Origin of the sequence: Adhaeribacter aerolatus (genome assembly GCF_007991635.1) — a bacterium.
Lineage (GTDB): Bacteria > Bacteroidota > Bacteroidia > Cytophagales > Hymenobacteraceae > Adhaeribacter > Adhaeribacter aerolatus.
Map to the genome: position 1 here is coordinate 1 of NZ_BJYS01000060.1, position 19,536 is coordinate 19,536.

The 19,536-nt window shown below is 42.6% G+C and carries 15 protein-coding genes and 1 pseudogene; 6 read left to right on the plus strand and 10 right to left on the minus strand.

Annotated elements, in window-relative coordinates:
* Both AAE02nite_RS25385 and AAE02nite_RS25390 read right to left on the minus strand, forming a co-directional pair.
* Positions 1–402: pseudogene (locus AAE02nite_RS25385) on the minus strand (sialate O-acetylesterase); the annotation flags it as partial.
* A gap of 158 nt (positions 403–560) precedes the next feature.
* Positions 561–1,403 (minus strand): hypothetical protein, encoded by an 843-nt coding sequence (locus tag AAE02nite_RS25390; RefSeq protein ID WP_146905417.1) that lies wholly within the window; start codon positions 1,401–1,403, stop codon positions 561–563.
* Positions 1,404–1,633: 230 nt separating this feature from the next.
* On the opposite strand from AAE02nite_RS25390, the gene AAE02nite_RS25395 reads away from it, so the two are divergent.
* Positions 1,634–3,511, plus strand: a complete 1,878-nt coding sequence (locus tag AAE02nite_RS25395; RefSeq protein ID WP_146905420.1) for an ABC-F family ATP-binding cassette domain-containing protein — start codon at positions 1,634–1,636, stop codon at positions 3,509–3,511.
* 12 nt (positions 3,512–3,523) lie between these two features.
* Here the strand turns inward: AAE02nite_RS25395 and AAE02nite_RS25400 are convergent, their stop codons facing one another.
* The 3 genes from AAE02nite_RS25400 to AAE02nite_RS25410 all read right to left on the minus strand — a co-directional run bounded on the left by AAE02nite_RS25400 (position 3,524) and on the right by AAE02nite_RS25410 (position 7,440).
* Positions 3,524–4,213, minus strand: coding sequence for a hypothetical protein (locus AAE02nite_RS25400; RefSeq protein WP_246151252.1), 690 nt, complete (start codon positions 4,211–4,213; stop codon positions 3,524–3,526).
* A 120-nt stretch (positions 4,214–4,333) separates the two neighbouring features.
* A complete protein-coding gene (locus tag AAE02nite_RS25405; RefSeq protein ID WP_146905423.1) occupies positions 4,334–5,086 on the minus strand; it encodes a YebC/PmpR family DNA-binding transcriptional regulator in 753 nt (250 codons plus the stop codon).
* Positions 5,087–5,235: 149 nt separating this feature from the next.
* A complete protein-coding gene (locus AAE02nite_RS25410; protein ID WP_146905426.1) occupies positions 5,236–7,440 on the minus strand; it encodes a PKD-like domain-containing protein in 2,205 nt (734 codons plus the stop codon).
* Positions 7,441–7,888: 448 nt separating this feature from the next.
* Between AAE02nite_RS25410 and AAE02nite_RS25415 the strand changes: the two genes are divergently transcribed.
* Positions 7,889–9,280: a DEAD/DEAH box helicase gene (locus tag AAE02nite_RS25415; protein WP_246151253.1), complete on the plus strand. Its 1,392-nt coding sequence runs from the start codon at positions 7,889–7,891 to the stop codon at positions 9,278–9,280.
* A gap of 21 nt (positions 9,281–9,301) precedes the next feature.
* Here the strand turns inward: AAE02nite_RS25415 and AAE02nite_RS25420 are convergent, their stop codons facing one another.
* The 3 genes from AAE02nite_RS25420 to argS form a co-directional block, all read right to left on the minus strand.
* Entirely contained in the window at positions 9,302–10,213 is a 912-nt protein-coding gene (locus AAE02nite_RS25420) for a 1,4-dihydroxy-2-naphthoate polyprenyltransferase (RefSeq protein WP_246151254.1), read from the minus strand.
* Between the two features lie 27 nt (positions 10,214–10,240).
* Positions 10,241–10,759, minus strand: coding sequence for a glutathione peroxidase (locus AAE02nite_RS25425; protein ID WP_246151255.1), 519 nt, complete (start codon positions 10,757–10,759; stop codon positions 10,241–10,243).
* Between the two features lie 138 nt (positions 10,760–10,897).
* Positions 10,898–12,895, minus strand: coding sequence for an arginine--tRNA ligase (gene argS, locus AAE02nite_RS26800; RefSeq protein ID WP_146905429.1), 1,998 nt, complete (start codon positions 12,893–12,895; stop codon positions 10,898–10,900).
* Between the two features lie 269 nt (positions 12,896–13,164).
* Between argS and AAE02nite_RS25435 the strand changes: the two genes are divergently transcribed.
* Positions 13,165–14,562, plus strand: a complete 1,398-nt coding sequence (locus tag AAE02nite_RS25435) for a type III PLP-dependent enzyme domain-containing protein (RefSeq protein WP_146905431.1) — start codon at positions 13,165–13,167, stop codon at positions 14,560–14,562.
* Positions 14,563–14,634: 72 nt separating this feature from the next.
* Positions 14,635–14,790, plus strand: coding sequence for a hypothetical protein (locus tag AAE02nite_RS26450; protein ID WP_170252691.1), 156 nt, complete (start codon positions 14,635–14,637; stop codon positions 14,788–14,790).
* 35 nt (positions 14,791–14,825) lie between these two features.
* Here AAE02nite_RS26450 and AAE02nite_RS25440 read toward each other — a convergent pair whose 3' ends face one another.
* Positions 14,826–15,353, minus strand: a complete 528-nt coding sequence (locus AAE02nite_RS25440; RefSeq protein WP_371863497.1) for a D-glycero-alpha-D-manno-heptose-1,7-bisphosphate 7-phosphatase — start codon at positions 15,351–15,353, stop codon at positions 14,826–14,828.
* Between the two features lie 186 nt (positions 15,354–15,539).
* Here AAE02nite_RS25440 and AAE02nite_RS25445 point away from each other — a divergent pair, with 186 nt between their 5' ends.
* Entirely contained in the window at positions 15,540–16,271 is a 732-nt protein-coding gene (locus tag AAE02nite_RS25445) for a polyprenol monophosphomannose synthase (protein WP_146905437.1), read from the plus strand.
* 187 nt (positions 16,272–16,458) lie between these two features.
* Complete coding sequence (locus AAE02nite_RS25450) at positions 16,459–17,409, plus strand: TerC family protein (RefSeq protein WP_146905441.1); 951 nt, start codon at positions 16,459–16,461, stop codon at positions 17,407–17,409.
* A gap of 65 nt (positions 17,410–17,474) precedes the next feature.
* On the opposite strand, the gene AAE02nite_RS25455 is transcribed toward AAE02nite_RS25450, so the two are convergent.
* Positions 17,475–19,472 (minus strand): biosynthetic peptidoglycan transglycosylase, encoded by a 1,998-nt coding sequence (locus AAE02nite_RS25455; RefSeq protein ID WP_146905445.1) that lies wholly within the window; start codon positions 19,470–19,472, stop codon positions 17,475–17,477.
* Between the last annotated feature and the right edge of the window lie 64 nt (positions 19,473–19,536).

Here is a 19,536-nt window from a genome sequence, read left to right on the forward strand (position 1 = left end):
TTTGGCATTTACGCTTATCCACTGGCCGGTTTCTAAATCTTTATTCGGGCCTTTAAAATTATATTTATCCGGCACCTCAAACTGCCGGATGTGCTGGTTATTGGCCTTGGCTATAATATCCGCGTATTTGTCACTGACCCTTGCCATGGGAAGCTCCATGTTCGATTGACCGCTGCAAATCCAGACATCGCCAAAAAGAATATCTTTTACGGTAACAGCATTGCTAGCCGAGAAAGCCATTTCGTAAGGTCCGCCCGCTACTTGCGGCGGTAATAAAATTGTCCAATTGCCAGCTTTATCGGCGGTGGCACTGTACTGCTTATTGTTAAATTTAAGACTAACTTTTTCGCTCGGTGCGGCCCATCCCCAAATTTTGGTTTTGGCATCTCTTTGTAAGACCATACCATCACTAATTAGGCGCGGCAACTTGATTTGACCAAAAGTATCTGTAGTTGAAAGGAGAAATAATAAAATTATTAATATGCGATTATTATTCATTTATAGAGATATGATGACAGTTTTAAATTAATAAATCTCAATTGGATTGAAGCATTTTATAATCAGTCATGCTTATTTGCTTCTAAATATGCTATCAATTCATAAATTCTTTTACAATATGTAATAAATACTTGCAAGTTCGCAAATATCATTTCTTTGTCCACAAAGTGCCCAACTGGATGACCTGCACTGTTTCGTTGATTCCTAAACATTTCGAAAACACCTAACAATATATTCTCATAATTGTCAATTAACTCTTTAGGTAAAGAACCAACAATTCTTTTAAAATCCTTCTGAAATTCTTCAAACTGAATTTTAATCATTCGGTTCTTTACTTTTTGTTTGAATCTTTCACTACCTTGTTGGTTGTAAAAAGTTCTTTCATAGGCATCTATCAGCAGAAGAAGAGCCTTTCCCGACGCACAACCTAAAGCTATAGTTGAGGAAAGTAATTGGTTAATGTTGTAAGTATTAATGCTTTCAGACAAATAAATAATTATAATGTTATCAATATTAGGTATCTGTTTCTTTACTCGTTCAATATATTTGGCTGGATCATGAGGAATAACTTCAGTTGATTTTAAAACCTTTTGTCCATATTCAGTTACTGATAAATATGGCCAGTCGTGATTATAAAAATCACCAATGGTAAGGATTCTCTGAATAATTAAATCCCAAATAACTTCTCTGATTAGACCTTCGTCACTTTGGTTTAGTTTATTCTCATATGTAGTATTAGATTGCTTTACAAAACCAATACTTTCCTTATTCACATAAGCTGCAATTGCTGTAACTAATGATGTAAATTGAAATGAAGTTGTATTTTGTATTTTCTCGATCACTATAGATTTAAGTTCATCATATTTGATATCTAATCTTGGTATTTCAGGTTTTATAATGTTCATTATTATCTGTAAGCTTATATTTTCTTTAAACTCATTTAAAAACGTAATAATTGTTTATTTCACCAATATAAAGATATAAAGGTAATTGAATATTGGATTAAATAATTTCCAGATTGCTTACTTGTTATTTTTATTAAACTAGTAAAAACCTTTAGAAACCACCCTGTATTTCTACTCCAATTTTAATTTTCTTCTTTTAAGCATTAAGCTATTTTAGGTAACTTTGTAGTATGAATTACCTTTCGGCTGAATCTATTTCTAAATCTTACGGCGAAAAACCGCTTTTCCAGGATCTTAACTTTGGCATTAGCCAGGGTCAGAAAATTGCTTTGGTAGGCATAAACGGCTCCGGCAAATCTACTTTATTAAACGTGCTGGCCGGCAATACTCCGCCCGATAACGGCTCAGTTAGTTTGCGCAAAGGTGTTAAAGTTGGCTTTCTGGGGCAGCAACCCGTTTTTAACGAAAGCTTTACCGTACAACAAACCATCTTTGCTTCGGGCAACCAAATATTGGATACCATTCAGGAATACGAACGCTGCCTGGAAAACCCACATACCAGCGCGGCTAAAATGCAGGAACTGATTGAGCGCATGGATGCCCTGCAAGCCTGGGAGTACGAGTTAAAAATTAAGCAAATATTATCGCAGTTAGGCATTCATAACCTCGAAAGCCAAATCAGCACCTTGTCGGGGGGGCAACGGAAACGAGTGGCCATGGCGCGGGTATTGATTGACGAACCGGATTTGCTTATTCTGGATGAGCCGACCAACCACCTGGACCTGGATACCATTGAATGGCTGGAAGGCTTACTGGCCGCCTCGCAGCAAACCTTACTCATGGTTACCCACGACCGCTATTTCCTGGACCGGGTGGCTACCGAAATTGCCGAACTGGAACGCGGTAATATTTACACCTACAAAGGTAACTACAGCTATTTTGTTCAGAAAAAAGATGAGCGCGAACAGCAGCAGGACGCCGAAATAGAAAAAGCCCGGAACCTGATGCGGAAAGAACTGGAATGGATGCGGCGGCAACCACAAGCCCGCGGCACCAAATCCAAATCCAGGATTGAGGCTTTTTACGATTTAAAAGACAAGGCTAATTCCAAGGTAAATAAAACTAACCTGGAGCTATCGGTTAAAACTACCCGGCAGGGCGGTAAGATTATTCAGGTAGAGCACATTGGTAAGGCTTTCGGCGAGAAGAAAATATTAGAAGATTTCTCTTATACCTTTAAAAAGAAAGACCGGATTGGTATTATTGGTAAAAATGGCGCCGGTAAAACGACATTCCTGAACATGCTTACGGGTAAAATAAAACCCGACAGCGGGGTGATAGAAACCGGCGAAACCACCGTCTTTGGCTATTACACCCAACAGGAACTTACTTTTAAAGAAGACCAGCGCGTAATTGATATTGTGAAGGATATTGCCGAAGTAGTAGAAACCGGTAACGGCGAAACCATAACGGCGGCGCAATTCCTACAGCATTTTCAGTTTAGCCCGGCCATGCAATATACGTTTGTGAGCAAACTTAGCGGCGGCGAAAAACGGCGGCTTCAGTTGCTGCGGGTACTTATTAAAAATCCCAACTTCCTGATTCTGGATGAGCCCACGAACGACCTGGATATTATTACGCTGAATATTCTGGAAGATTTTCTACTAAACTTTGGCGGCTGTTTGTTAATTGTATCGCACGACCGGTACTTTATGGACCGGCTGGTAGAACACGTATTTGTTTTTGAGGGCGATGGTGAGGTTAAAACCTTCCCCGGCAATTACACCGATTACCGCGAATATTTAGCGGAACAGGAAACAGAAAAAGTCCAGGCTAAACCTACTCCTGCCCCAACCGCCCAGCCGAACCAACAACCCGAAGCTAATAAAAAGAAAAAAGCGTCTTTTAGCGAAAAACGGGAATTTGAGCAACTGGATTCAGAAATTGCGGAGTTGGAAAAACAGAAAGCAGCCTTGCTTCAGGAGATGAACAGCGGAAACGCAGATCATCGTAAGATTATCGAAGCGGCTGCTTTACTTAAAAAATTAGAGGCAGCGTTAGATGCTAAAACCGAACGCTGGCTGGAATTATCGGAAATAATGGACTAACTAAACTGTTAATTACATTTGCTGGTGTTGCTCGTAGCTGAAACTAAAGCCTAGTTTCTGGCCACGGCTTACCTGCTGGTTTTCCATTTTCTGCTTCACGGTAATGCGCTTAATATCATCCAGGTCGGGCGCCATTAGGTCGTTGTTTACCGAAGCTATCATAGTGCTTTCAATAAAAAGGCGCAGTGCCTTGTCGTCAATAACGTTATCGGCAATATCAGAGAACGGTAAATCGAGTTGAGTTACGCCTTCTAGGTAAAAATGATTTTCTACGTTTACCAGGAACCGCGCCAGCAAATAACCCGGATCGGTCATGCGGCTGTATTTAATGGAGTCGGCCATAAAGTTATAGGCCATGATATGCCCAAAAAATCGGCGGCGAAAATCATCCTCTACGTACGGATTGGACATTAATTCGTGGTCTTCCGGAAAAGTGATTACGTTGGAATGCATTACAAAAACCAAAAGGTCGCCCGAAAACTTTATCTGGAATTCAAAGTCATTAATATTCCGGTACTCGATAACCACCCCCGAATCCACTTCGGTTATCCTTTGGCTTAACTGCTCTGCTACTTCCGCCGCAATTACTCTCAACTGATCAAAAGTTTCTTTGGTGTTGCGGTATATCGTTTGTTTGGTAATCGACTTCTGTTTTAATCCCTCAAAAATTACTTCAATTTTATCTTCTATTTTGTCATCCATTATGTATCGCTTAATTAGCTTCAGAAATTATAATTTTTTCACAAAAGCTTTATAATACTTAAATATTCTTTATTCTTTAATGGTGAAGTTAAATATTTTTTTATTAAGATAAAATAGATGTCAGGATAAGGCAGCCATGGCTTCTTCGTTCAGTTCAATATTATGATACACTTTTTGCACGTCGTCATCGTCTTCAAGGGTGTCAATTAGCTTCATAACTTTTTTCAGCGCCTCGGCATCTAAGGCTACCGTAGTTTTAGGAATACGCTGCAAATCAGCATTTTCTACTTCTAGCTTTAGTTCTTCGGTTTTCTTTTGCAAAGAGCCAAAATCTTCCATGGCGCAATAAACCGTTACGTATTCTTCTTCAAATTCTACATCTTCTGCGCCGGCATCTATCATTTCAAGCGTAAAATCATCCTCGTTTAAGGTTAAGTTATCGCTTAGCTTAATGATAAATACCCCCTTGCGGTCAAATATAAATTCCAACGAGCCTTTGGTACCCAGGCTGCCGCCGTGTTTGCTAAAAGCCGATCTGACATTTTGGATGGTCCGATTTAAATTATCGGTAAGGCATTCTACAAAAACAGCTACGCCGTGGCTGGCGTAACCTTCGTAAGAAACTTCGTGGTAAGCATCGCTGTCAGCGCCGCTGCCTTTTTTAATAGCCCGTTCTACGTTGTCTTTGGGCATGTTGGCCGCTTTGCTGTTCTGAATAGCCAGCCTTAACCGTGGGTTACCGTCGGGGTCCGGACCGCCTTCGCGTACGGCTACCGTTATTTCTTTTATTATTTTGGTAAATACTTTCGACCTCTTGGCATCTAAGGCTCCTTTTTTGCGCTTAATTGTCGACCACTTACTATGCCCTGACATAAAACTAAATTCTGGTTGGTTAAAAAAAGTGGTTCAAATTAGTAAATTTTCCCCGCAAATAATACCGGTACTTTTATAAAAAGCAACGGCAGCAATCGGTTAGGTGTATCCTCCCGGTTGCTGCCGTTGCTTATTATTTATTTTATTCTTTACCGCACAATCATTTTGGTATGGCTTACATTACTGCCATCTTTAAACTGCACTATGTAAATGCCGGCCCGCATATTCAGCGTCTGGGTAGAGAAAACAGCTTCCGATACACCGGCATCTAAATGCTGGGTAGCAATTAACCTACCGTTTATATCTATAATCTGAACCTGGGCTTTGGCGGCTGTTGCGGGTAACTGCACCGTAAACTGACCGTTGGCTACCGGATTGGGTGCAACTACCAGGTTGGCTAAAGCCAGGCCGTAACTATGGTTAACCGCAATTACTTTACTGTACTCGTATTTGCCTCCAAAGTCAACTTGTTTCAGGCGGTAATAATGGGTGCCTTGGCTGGCGCGGCCATCGCGCATGGTATAAACCTGGCGGCTGTTAGTGGTACCTTTACCTTTCACCTGACCTACTTTCGTGAACTGCTTACCATCCTGACTACGTTCCAGTTCAAAATAGTCGTTGTCTTTTTCGGTAGCAGTGCTCCACTCCAGCAGCACGCCGCCTTTGGTAGATTCACCGGTAAAGCTGATTAATTCTACCGGCAGGGGCTGCAGCGGCACACAGTTTTCATCTACCATGGTCTGCAGGACATCGGTAGCCTCATTACAATCGTTGCGAACTGTTACGGTTACCGGACCGGCTTCGAAACCGACGAAAACTACTATAGTTGGTCCATTTTGCGATTCAATATACCAATCAGCCGGCACTGTCCATTCATAAACAATATCGGGTGTATTATTGGTTACATTGGCCGTAAAAGTGACCGGTTCTTCCTGGAAGGCACAGAAACTAGCCGGGCCGTTTATGGTTACAGTTGGGGCGGTACACGGCGGTGGTGTTGTACCGCAATTGGTTACCGCAATTGTGCGCGTTACCGGCACCTGATTACCACACTCGTTGGTTACGTTTAAACCAACGGCTCCGACCGCACTACCTACCTTTACCTCAATTTCGCTGGTACCTAGCCCGGCTACAATTCCCCAGTCGGCCGGCACGGTCCAGTTGTAAGTAATTGCTACAAAACCGGTATTTGTAACCGAAGCAGAATATTTTACAGTGCTTGCCTGGTTTGCACATACCGAACCCGGACCGTTAATTTTTACCTGCGGGGTAGGACATTCTGAAGTAGGCGCAGGACAATTGTTACCAAAAGCTACAAACCGGGAAGCACTGGCGGCTCCTGAACAATTATTATTTACCCGTACCTGTACGCTGCCTGGTTCGGCACCAACCCGCACTTGAATTGTATTCGAACCGGCTCCGGCTACGATTTTCCAACCGGTGGGTAATGTCCAGGTATAATCCATATCCGCAGTACCATTTTGTACCTCAGCAGTATACGTAACAGCGTCTTCCAGCGAAAAATCTGCCGGAGCCGGACAAACTGTTACCGGTCCCGCAATAGAAACCGTGGTTGCCGGACAAGCCGGGGCACAATTAGTACCAAGGCCTATCTGCAAATTGGCAGTTGCACTGGCACCACAAAAACCAGTAATAGGTCCTACCCCCTTGCCGTTGTTATTAGGTCCGCTGTTTTGGCCGGGCACCGTTACCGTAACACTTACCGTACCGCCAGTAAAAGCAGCAGTAGGCATAACAGTTAAAGTACCGGTATTCTGGCCGCTTACCACACGCAAACCGCCTGTTACATTCCACGATACAACCAAGTCATCGAGATTGATGTTCTTACCACCTTTTTTACCATTATTCAGGTTATTAATAACCACCTGGTATACTTGTTGGGTATTCACACACACTGCGTTAGGCCCGTTAATAGCAACTTGTAAATCTTTGCCCGGATGCACAGGCAAGTTTTCGGTGTTATTAGAGCCCGGTATAGGCTTTGCTTTTATGGTGCCAGGTTTATCACCTACTATGAAGGTGGCCTTTGTTTTATCAGGAGAAAGCGATTGAAGCACCCAGGGAATATCACCTTGTGCCCGGGGTCCGTCCCAACTCCACTCGATGGCATTATTGCCCGGATTTGGCGTAATAGTGTAAGTTTCTATAGCACCAACGCATGGTTGCTGGTTTCCTTCAATTTCGTACTTATTACCTCCGTTATTGCCGCCATTTCCACCGTTGCCATTGCCACCGCCGTTGCCATTGCCGCCACCATTGCCCTGAGCAAATAAAGAAAAAGAAAGAATTACTGAGAAGAAGAAGGTAAGTATTGAAAGTAAGTATTTTTTCATGTTAAAAAAGCATTTAAATGTTCTACAATCTGTCGTTCATCACAATTTTCAACTGTCCGGTTGTCACACTTCGTACCCGTCTGTTTTGCTGTTTTGTTTTACTTACTTTAACGACCTTCTTCAAACACAGTTGCACTTTTTTATATATTTAAAATTTAATTTATATATTTATCTCCTCTAAATTCTATATCTATTGACCAGAAATGCATATTGTTGATTAAACATATAATTTTTAATATATTAAGGTTACAAATAAATAATTGTATTTTTATTATATATTAGATAAATTTATATTATTTTATATCCTTCTGGCAGCTTTGCAGATATGGCGCCCCTGCTACTAGTATTTAATTAGAATAAACTACGTATTTGTTACTAGAGACACTTCTTTAATAGGTAGAGAAAAAAAAAGTTATATTTTTACAGATTATTTAATAATAAACCTTAAATGAGTGTAGAAACATTTGAAGCTTTTAATCTCCACCAGGATTTATTAGCCGGCATCCAGGCCATGGGTTATAAGAGCCCAACGCCTATTCAGCAGCAGGCTATCCCGGAGATATTGGCTAATAAAGATATGATTGCCTGTGCCCAAACCGGTACTGGTAAAACGGCCGCCTACTTATTACCCCTGCTCGATAAAATATCGCACGCAAGCCACGACCATACCAGTACCTTAATTCTGGTGCCAACCCGCGAGTTGGCGAAGCAAATAGATGAACAAATAGAAGGTTTTGCCTATTTCGTGTCGGCGCAGAGCATTGCTATTTACGGCGGCAATAAAGGCGATAGTTGGGATGCCCAGAAAAAAGCGATTACCAGCGGGGCCGATATTATTGTAGCCACACCGGGCCGTTTTATTGCCCACATGAACATGGGCTACGTGAAGCTGGATAAGCTGGAATATTTGATATTGGATGAGGCCGACAAAATGCTGGATATGGGCTTCATGGACGACATTATGCGGATAGTGCGTCACCTGCCCCAGAAAAGGCAAACGCTGTTATTTTCGGCTACAATGCCGGGGAAAATACGCGAACTGGCCCGCAAAATATTGCACAATCCTACCGAGATTAGCCTGGCCGTTTCTAAACCCGCCGAAGGTATAGACCAGCGCAGCTACGTGGTATACGACAAGCAGAAACTACCCCTGTTGCAACATTTAATACAGGAATTGGAGGTGCAAAGCATGATTATTTTCACGTCGCGCAAATCGGCAGTAAACGATATTGTAAAAGCTTTGCGGAAGATGGGTCATACGGCCGAAGGCATTATGTCGGACCGGACTCAGGAAGAGCGGGAAGCGGCGATGCAGGGTTTCCGGAACAAACAATTTAAAATATTGGTGGCCACTGATATTTTATCGCGTGGAATAGATGTGGATAATATCAGTCATATTATCAACTTTGATGTACCGCACGACGCCGAAGATTATGTGCACCGGATTGGCCGGACTGCCCGGGCTGCTACTACCGGCACAGCTATTACCTTTATTAACGAAAAAGAGCAATACCGCATCAGCCGCATTGAGAAGTTAATTGAAAAGGAGCTACCAAAATTACCGGTTCCCGAAGCGTTTGGTCCGGCTCCGGAATATAAATCTGGTGGTGCTAAACCAGCCTCCGGTGAGAACCGCAACCGCAATCGTAGTAAGAATAGCAAAAGCAGCAGCAGTAATAGTAGTAACAGTAATCCCAAGACTTCCGGTAATAATCCCAGCAGTTCCACAGAGCGTTCCAGCAGTTCCACAGAGCGGCCCAAGAAGCCTTTCCGTCCTCGAAATAATAAACCGAAGCCCCAAGACAGTACTGCGGTCCAGCCACCTGCAACCGAAAGCTAATCAGTACTAAACCCGGATTACTTAAAGCAATAAACCTATCCCGAAAGAAACAACAAATACTAAAGTGGTAAGCGCCATTTGTTTTAAGTAGGGATCCAGGGCTTTTGATTGCCGGATGCGCCAAACCTGCCAGCCATTAAACCCCAGCAAGGGCAAAGCCAGCAAAAATAAAAACTGCCAGCTATTATTATAAGTAAGCAGCACATAAAGCAGGGCAGCTAAAAAACCGAAGGTTAAAAGCATTAAATGATAAATCCGGGCTTTAACAGGCCCCAACCGGACGGGTAGGGAATATTTTCCCGCTAACCGGTCCGATTCAATATCGCGGATATTATTTACGTTAAGTACCGCCGTAGAGAAAAAGCCCAAACTGGCCGCCGGCAGCAAAATACGATAGTTCAGGCTTTGGGTTTGCAGAAAGTAAGTACCGCCTACGCCTACCAAGCCAAAAAATAAGAATACCGCAATATCGCCCAGACCGGCATAGCCGTACGGTTTTGCCCCAGCTGTATAATTAATGGCTGCCCAGATAGCCGCTAATCCCAGCCCTAAAAAGAAAAGAAAAAGGTAAAAACCTTCGCGCCCGAAAGCCGTCCAGAGCAGCATTAAACCCGAAAAGAGCGATAATAAGGTAAATAGTAGCATGGCTCTTTTCATTTGGTCTGGTGTAATCAATCCGGCCTGCACCGCCCGCTGGGGTCCCTGCCGGTGCACGCTGTCGGCTCCGTGTTTAGTATCGCCGTAATCGTTGGCCAGATTCGATAATATTTGTAAAAGCAAAGTAGTAACCATACACCAGATTACCACAGCCAAATTAAACTGACCTGCGGCCGCGGCTAAAAAACTACCCATGCCTATACTGGCCAGCGCCAAAGGCAAGGTGCGCAAACGAAAAGCCGAAATCCAGGCTTTGACAATACCGGTGTTACTCACGTAAATTTTTTAGGAAAGAATACGGGCTTAATCTAAAATAGCATCTACTATCTCCGCGCTGAGCGGCGCCACTTTAGACGGGAAGAACTTTATCAGATTCCCCTTTTCATCAATCAGGTACTTACAAAAGTTCCAATTAGGCGCCTCGTTCGTAACCCCATTTAACGATTTATCTGAAAGCCACTTGTATAAAGGATGCTGATCAGAACCGGTTACCGAAATTTTCTGAAACACCGGAAATTGCACGCCGTAATTGCGTTCACAAAAAGTCGCTATTTCTTCGTTAGAGCCGGGTTCCTGGCCGCCAAAATCGTTGGCCGGAAATCCTAATACGACTACCCGGTCGCCGTACTTTTCGTAAAGAGCCTGTAACTCTTTATACTGCGGGGTATATCCGCACTCCGAGGCTACATTTACCAGTAGCATCTTACGGCCTTTAAATTCGTTCAGTGCAATTAATTCGCCTTGCAGGGTTTTAAATTCAAAATCATAAACCGATGGCCTTTGGGCGTTTTCCCGGGCCTGAATGGTTGTATTATCTTCCATAGTTGTGGTATTTTTAGGTGTAGAATTTAGCTGCCCGCAGGCAGCCAATCCCATACATACTACAATAGCCCAAAATAGTTTAAGGTAGCTTTTATCCGAATGCAAGAGCGGTTGCTTTTCCATACTGAGAATCTAAATTTACATCCGGTCTGGTACATTAATCCCCAGCAAGCGCATCGCTTTTTTAACTGTTTCGGCTACTTTGCCCGAGAGCGCCACCCGGAAAGCCAGCGCCGCCGGATTTGTTTCCTGGAAAATAGAAACTTCGGTATAAAACCGGTTGTAGGCTTTAGCCAAATCGTACGCATATTGCCCAATAACCGACGGGGCAAACAAGCCGGCTGCCTCCGCCACAACTTTCTGGTAAGTCGCCAGTAAAGCAACTACTTCGGCTTCCGTTTCGTGCAGGTTGATTAAATTTTCAAATGCGTTTACCTCGGTTGTTATATTCAACTCGGCGGCCTTGCGCATAATAGCTGCTATCCGGGCGTGGGTGTATTGAATAAACGGCCCGGTATTACCCTGGAAATTAATGGACTCCTCGGGGTTGAACAGCATCCGTTTCTTCGGATCAACTTTCAGCAGGAAATATTTAAGTGCCCCCATAGCCAGGGTTAAATAAAGCTGTTGCGCTTCTAACTCTGATAAACCTTCTATTTTGCCCAGTTCATCGGTGCGCTGGCGGGCGGTTTCCACCATTTCGGCCACCAACTCGTCAGCATCTACCACGGTACCTTCTCTGGATTTCATTTTACCCGATGGCAAATCTACCATGCCGTAGGACAAGTGAAAAATACCGGCGGCGTAAGGCTTACCCATCTTTTGTAAGATGGCTTTGAGTACCTGCATGTGGTAATTCTGCTCATCGGCAATTACGTAAACCGAAGTATCGTACTTAAAGTCATCGTATTTAAGCTGGGCGGTACCTAAATCCTGGGTAATATACACCGACGTACCGTCGGCGCGGAGTACCAGTTTCTCATCCAGGCCTTCTTCTTTTAAATCTACCCAAACCGAGCCATCGGATTTTCGATAAAATACATAATTTCCTAAGCCTTCAGCAACTGAATCCTTACCTAATAAATAAGTTTGGGATTCATAATAATATTTATCGAAATCAACTCCTATGGTACGATATGTCTCATCAAAACCAGCATATACCCAACCATTCATTTTCTCCCAAAGCTCAATTATCTTCTTATCACCAGATTCCCATTTTTTTAACATTTTTTGAGCTTGTACAATCCAAAGTTCATTATACAAGGATTCTAACTTCTTTATAATAAAAAAGATCGAAGGATTCTCTCTTTCATCCTTCGCAATTTTTTTTAATGAATTCAATAGTTTAGGAATCAATCTAGAATATGCTACATCCTTCTTTTCTTCCTTTTCTAAATCATTTTTAAAATTTTCCCAATAATGAAAAACTTGATCAATAGTAAGTATTCTATATCTCTCAGAGTGAAAGTTACCTAAATTAAAAAGTTCTTCTTGAACAGCCTTTAATTGTTTAATTTGAAATTTATTAATTGTTTCAAATAGAACATAGTATTTACCTACAAGATGATCACCCTTTATACCTGTTAATTCTGGCGTTTCTCCGTTACCTAACTTCTGATAAGCCACCATCGATTTACAGATATGAATACCGCGATCGTTTATCAGGTTTACTTTTACTACGTCTTTGCCGTTAGCTTTTAATATTTCGGCCACAGAGTAACCTAAAAAATTATTGCGCAAATGGCCCAGGTGCAACGGTTTGTTCGTGTTCGGCGAAGAATATTCTACTACTACTTTCTCGCGTTTGCCGGTTTCAGTAGTGGGCTGGTTAAATAAATTTCGGAAAACGCTTACCCAGGTTTCGTCGTTTATAACCAAGTTCAGGAAACCCTTTACTACATTATAATCGGCAATTTCCGGTACATTCGTTTTTAAATATTCGCCGAGGGTGTGACCAATCTGCTCGGGGCCTTTGCCCACCGTTTTGGTGTATGGGAAAGTTACAAACGTGAAGGTACCGGCAAACTCTTTGCGGGTAGGTTGTAAATTCACCTGGTCGGGGGCAAGGTTAACGGAAAATAATGCCTGCAAGGCACTGCTGACCGACTGGGCAATTTTTCTTTCTAATGCTATCATAATCGTTTTAAACCGCTAGGCTTAACTTGTAGCCACGGTATATAATAATATTTAATACCTGCGTTAATAATAAATTATCAACCCGGCTATATACTAAATCTATCGGCCGGCTTATTAATCAGGATTTTACCACAACTCTAATAAATGCAATTTCAAATATTAATTTCGGGTAAAACCCGGTGTTATTTTTATATCAGCCGAACAAAGTTTTTGCAAAGATGGTAAAATACAAACAATTTTACACGACCAGTTAGGACTAAACACAAAAGATGGATAAATACATAGATCTGATTAATCAGACTTTTGACTTCCCAACCGAAGAATTTCATGTGGAAGACGACCAAATGATTTTCAACGGTATTCCACTGATGGAAATCATTAAAGAATACGGTACCCCTTTAAAACTTACTTACTTACCTAAAATCAGCTCCCAAATTCAGAAAGCCAAAAAGCTTTTCCGGGAGTCGATGGAGAAGCTGAATTACCAGGGCAAATATACCTATGCGTACTGTACCAAGTCGTCGCACTTTTCTTTTGTGCTGGAAGAAGCCTTAAAAAACGATATTCACATCGAAACTTCATCCGGTTACGATATTCCGATTATCCGGGCGCTTTACGAAAAAGGCAAACTGCGCAAAGATACTTACGTGATTTGCAATGGCTACAAGCGCGAAGCTTACCGCCGCAATATTGCGGATTTGTTGAACGATGGCTTTTACAACTGTACGCCCATACTGGATAATCTGGATGAAATAGATTATTATAAAGAACACGTAAACCAGAAGTGCCGCCTCGGCATACGGGTAGCCTCGGACGAAGAACCCAAATTTGAATTCTATACTTCGCGGCTGGGCATCCGGTACAACGATGTGGTAGATTTATACCTGAACAAAATAAAAGACGACGCTAAGTTTGAGCTGAAAATGCTGCATTATTTTATTAACAGCGGCATTAAAGATACCAGTTATTACTGGAGTGAGCTCAGCCGGTTTGTGCATAAATATTGCGAACTGAAAAAGGTGTGCCCCGAGCTGGATTCGATTGATATTGGGGGTGGCTTTCCAATAAAAACTTCTATCCAGTTTGAGTACAACTACCGGTACATGATAGAAGAAATATTGCGCACCATTCAGCGGATTTGTAAAGAAGAGGGCGTGCCGGAACCCAATATTTTTACCGAGTTTGGTATTTTTACGGTGGGCGAAAGCGGAGCCAATATTTATTCTATTCTGGATTTAAAACTACAGAACGATAAAGAGCTTTGGTACATGATTGATGGCTCATTTATTACCAACCTACCCGACTCCTGGGCCCTGAGCCAACGCTATATTTTATTAGCTATTAACCATTTGCGCAAAGAATACCAGCGTATACAAATTGGCGGTTTAACCTGCGACAGCCAGGATTATTATAACTCCGAAATACATTCGTTCCAGGTTTTTTTACCCAAGATAACAAAACAGGAACCCGAACCGTTATATATTGGATTCTTCCATACAGGCGCTTACCAGGAATCGTTGAGCGGTTACGGCGGCATTAAGCACTGCCTTATTCCAGCGCCGAAACACGTTATTATCGATCGGGACGAAACAGGTAACTTAAAAAGCTGGCTGTTTGCCGAAGAACAAAGCAGCGAATCGATGCTGAAAATACTTGGTTATAAGTAAAATATTTATTTAACTATATTTTGCTTATTATAAAATAAATTATATTTTTGGCTTTATAATACAACCAGATACATGAAACTATTAACTTTAATTGCGGCGGTTTGCCTAATGGGTACGGCCTCTTGCTCTCAAAAAACCTGTCCGGCTTATTCCAAGAGCAAGGAGCAGGCTCCGACCCACTTCGTTAAAGACACAGCTGGCGCCAAAGCCGATGCTAACCGTAGCTAAGCATTTGCCTATGGCCTGATACTTAAAACCGGTAATTAACTGCCGGTTTTTTTATTTTCGCTAATTAACCTGGCCGCTGCTAATAAATTGGGAGCAAAACATATATCCGGAGTTGATTCAACCAACTCATTCTTTATCCAAATAGTTTTCACGCCTACTTTCTGAGCCGCTAGTATATCGCGGTGTTGGTCACCTACTAACCACGATTGCGTGCTATCAATCTTGAAGCGGGCAATGGCTTTCTCCAGCATTAAACTGTCGGGTTTGCGGGCCAGCGAAGCCGATACCGATGGGTGCGCCGGTGCATAATAAATGGCATCTATTACCTCATTACAGGCTTCCTGCAATTTCTGGTGGCAAGCCAGCATATTGGTTTTAGCGTACAAGCCTTTGGCAATTCCGCCCTGATTCGTAACCACAATCAATAAATAACCGGCCTGTTTTAATAATTGCAGCGCTTCCGGCACGCCGGGTATTATCTTAAAATTTTCTGTCCGGTACGTATAATCGCCCCGCTCTTCGTTCAGAACGCCGTCCCGGTCCAGAAATACACATTTATTCAGGTGCATTAATTGTATTTAAGCTGTTGGCCTGTTCTATAAAGGCGGTACCAAGTTACAAAAAGAAGCATCGTTTAAATAATATCGTTCGGCTGCGGGCAGTAAAACGGGGGCTTTTGGGCTGGTAATTTTAAAAGATTAAATATTGCTGATAAAAAGGAATCAGGTTGTTTTGCTATATTTGGGCGTATGAATGATTCCCTTGTTGTAATTCCCACCTACAACGAAAAAGAAAACGCTCCTGATATTATCCGAAAGGTATTTTCGCTGGCTGTACCTTTCGATATTTTAGTAATTGATGATAACTCACCGGATGGCACTGCCAACATTATTCGGGAGCTCCAACACGAATTTCCCGACCGCTTATTTCTGGAAGAACGAAAGGGCAAAATGGGCTTGGGAACGGCTTATATCCATGGTTTCAAATACGCTTTGCGCCGGGGCTACAAATATATCTTCGAAATGGACGCGGACTTTTCGCATAATCCCGAAGACCTTATCCGGTTGCGGGCAGCTTGCGCCGAAAACGGTTACGACATGGCCATCGGGAGCCGCTACATTGAGGGCGTAAACGTGGTAAACTGGCCCATGAACCGGGTACTGATGTCGTATTTTGCCAGTTTTTATGTGCGGCTGATTACGGGTATGCCCATTCAGGATGCCACCGCTGGTTTTATTTGCTATACCCGCCCGGTACTCGAAACCATCCCACTCGACGAGATCCGTTTTATCGGCTATGCCTTCCAGATCGAAATGAAATTCCTGACCTTTAAGTATGGCTTTAAAATAAAAGAAGTACCCATTATTTTTACCGAACGGGCCAAAGGACAGTCTAAAATGACAAAAGGCATTATTAAAGAGGCTTTTTATGGGGTGCTTAAAATGAAAATCAACAGCTATTTCCGTCATTTTACGCGGTAGGTCATACTGCCCCTTTTTTCTGCTTCACCTTTCCCGCAAAGCTAATTTGCAAGATTGCCCCTGGTTCTTGCAGACACCCGCCTGGTTTGCGTTAGTAATTTATTTATTATAATTAGTGTTCAAACGTAAGAGCTAAGTAACCGGATTGTTACGATTAAATAATCCGGACCGGTTTTAACGCTAGCCAATGGACGAAAACATATATTTCTGGATTATTTTCAACCTCTTTGTGCTGGGTTTACTAGCCCTGGATCTGCTGGTATTTCACCGGAAAGCCCACGAAGTAAAAATAAAGGAAGCCATTTTTTGGACATTGTTCTGGATTGCGCTATCGCTTGGCTTTAACCTGTATATTTACTACCAGTACGGAACCGAACCGGCCCTTGAATTTTTAACGGCCTATCTCATTGAGAAATCATTAAGCGTAGATAACCTTTTTGTTTTCCTGATGATTTTTAATTATTTCCGGGTGCCGCTGCAATACCAGCACAAAATATTGTTTTGGGGCATATTAGGTGCCCTGGTTCTGCGGGCAGCTTTTATTTTGGTAGGCGTAGCCCTTTTAGAAAGATTTCATTTTATCACGTATATTCTCGGGGCATTTCTGGTATTTACGGGTATTAAAATGGCTACCACCCAACAGGAAGAAATTGACCCCAAAGCCAACCCCGTGGTTAAGTTCTTCAGCCGGTTTTTCCCGGTAACCAATACGCTGGTAGGAGATAAATTCTTTGTCCGGAAAGATAAAACTTTATTTATAACGCCGCTCTTCCTGGTTTTGGTAATGGTAGAAACCACCGACGTGGTTTTTGCCGCTGACTCTATCCCGGCCATTTTGGCAGTATCAACCGATTCTTTTATTGTGTATACCTCCAACGTATTTGCCTTGCTGGGTTTACGGGCTTTATACTTTGCCCTGGCCGGCATCATGAAATTATTTCATTATCTGCATTACGGCCTGTCTCTCATATTAGTGTTTATTGGCGGGAAGTTACTGGTAGCCGGCTTCTACAAAATAGATATGATTTACGCCCTGATGGTGGTAGGCGTAATTTTAATTAGCTCCGTAATTCTTTCGGTTCTTTTCCCCCGGAAAGAGGCAGAAGAAACAGAACCGCCACTGGATAAAAAGAAATAAATAAAATGAGAGCAGGCCCGTTTTAACAAGCCTGCTCTTTTTTATTTTAGTTCTATGTGTATAGGCTAATCCAGCAAATCAATTGGCGCCTCAAAGTCAATGTCAATCGGCAGGTTGTCTACTACGGTAGTATCTACCGGCGTAGCGGTTACAATTAAATCGCGGGCCCGCCCCTGTAAATTAACAGCGGGGTATAAACTGTTATACTCGTAATCCGAAATTAAGCCCTTGCGACGCATAATACCCGAAATAAGCTTAAAATAATACCGGGGCCGGCTCCGGAAATTACCGTAAGCATCAAACGAATACCGGTATAACTTAGGGCTCGGAATAATACTGGCTAAATACAAGCTTTCGGCTAAATTTAACTGGCTGGGGTGCTTACTAAAGAAAAAGCGACTGGCTTCTCTGATGCCGTACACATTGGGGCCCCATTCAATAATATTAAGGTAAACCTCAAACATGCGTTGCTTGGTAGTAATCCGGTTATTTTCAATTAACCACACAATTAATACTTCTTCGGCTTTACGGGCAATGGTTTTCTTGCGGGTCAGGAAAACATTTTTCACCAATTGCATCGATATGGTACTGCCGCCTCTTACGAAGTCATTCTTTTTAATATTCGCAATAAGCGAGTGCCGGAAAGCGCCCTGGTGAAAACCTTTGTGGGTAAAGAATCGGGGATCTTCCGAAGTTAAAATAGCGTTTTTGAGATAAGACGAAATCTGGTTGTAAGGCGTAAAATTAGGATTAGGCGGCCCCACCACAAACGTGCGCAGGGGCTTGCCGTATTCGTAAACCGTATGCTCAAATGGGTGGTTCAGCTTCCGGAAATCGGTTTTACCGTATTCCAGAATATTAAAATACTGGGCATCCAGGTCAGAGTCAAACTTCAGGCTGTCTACCTTCGCCATATCCACGAATAAATTCATCCGGTAAGTCAGGTACCCTTGCGCTTTCAGACCGTCAAATGTTTCGAACATGCCTTCGGGTAGCGACTGGAAAAAATCATTGGCTTCGGTTTTGGCCGACCGTAGTTTTAAAGAAATTTGCTTTGAAGGTTTGGTAACGAGCGAGGCCTGCGGGTAAACCACCATTTTATTAACCGTTACCTTTGAGAGGGAGTCGAGCGAGTAGTAATTTTCGCCTAAAGTAATTACATAATCAATAGCCCCGTTATTAACGCGCACATCCGTATCGGCTACTTTCGGGTGGTTAAGTTCCAGGTTATTTACCCGGGCAGTTCCCCTTACGGTCAGGCGTTCTTTCCGGAACACTTTATCTCTTAAACTTAAATGCAGGGTATCGAAAGAAATTTTGGCATCAAATCTTTCTTTGATGTAAGGCAACCGGATGCCCGCCGGGTCTTCGGTGTACAGGCTGGCCGATATAAAATATTCATCCGGGTCAATAAATCCGTTTACGCGTAGTTTATTTACCAGCGAATCGGTTTGTACCGCAATGGCAGTTCTAATATTGCCATCTTCAATAGAAAGCTCCGGCATAACCACATTAATCTCCCGGCGGTCGCTTTCGTATATTACTTTAAAATTACGGAAATGAACTTTATCCGGCACGTTCTCGAAAGCCGTTTCGATTAAACGGTTCAGCAGGTCGCCGTAGTTGCGCGAGGTGTTGGTGTCGCGCGGCGCGGTAGCTTTCTTTTTCTTCATCAAGAAGCCGTAATTATCTTCCCCGTTGTGCTTTTTAGCGGTGAGGAAAGCATTCTCAATAGTCAGTTCGCTAAATACCGGCCGGAAGAACAGCATTGATTTTAAACTGATTTCCACGTCGATATTACGTGTCCTCATCAGGGTATCGCGCCCGATTGGTACCAGCGCAATATTTTCCATCCGGACGGTATTATAGTCGCTGAAATCAGCTTTCCCGATGGTAAACTTTACCGGGTATTTGCCTTCTACCCGGGTTATTACCTCTTTTACCACCAGCTTTAAAATGCGGGCCCGAAAAGAGAACAATACAATGAGCGTAATAAAAATTAAAGAAAAGATACCAATGGCCCAATATTTCCAGGTTCTTTTAATATATGATTTCCAGTTCAAATCTTATCAATTGAATAATAGTGCGAAATAACAGAATATGCGTCAATATTTTAGTAATTACTTA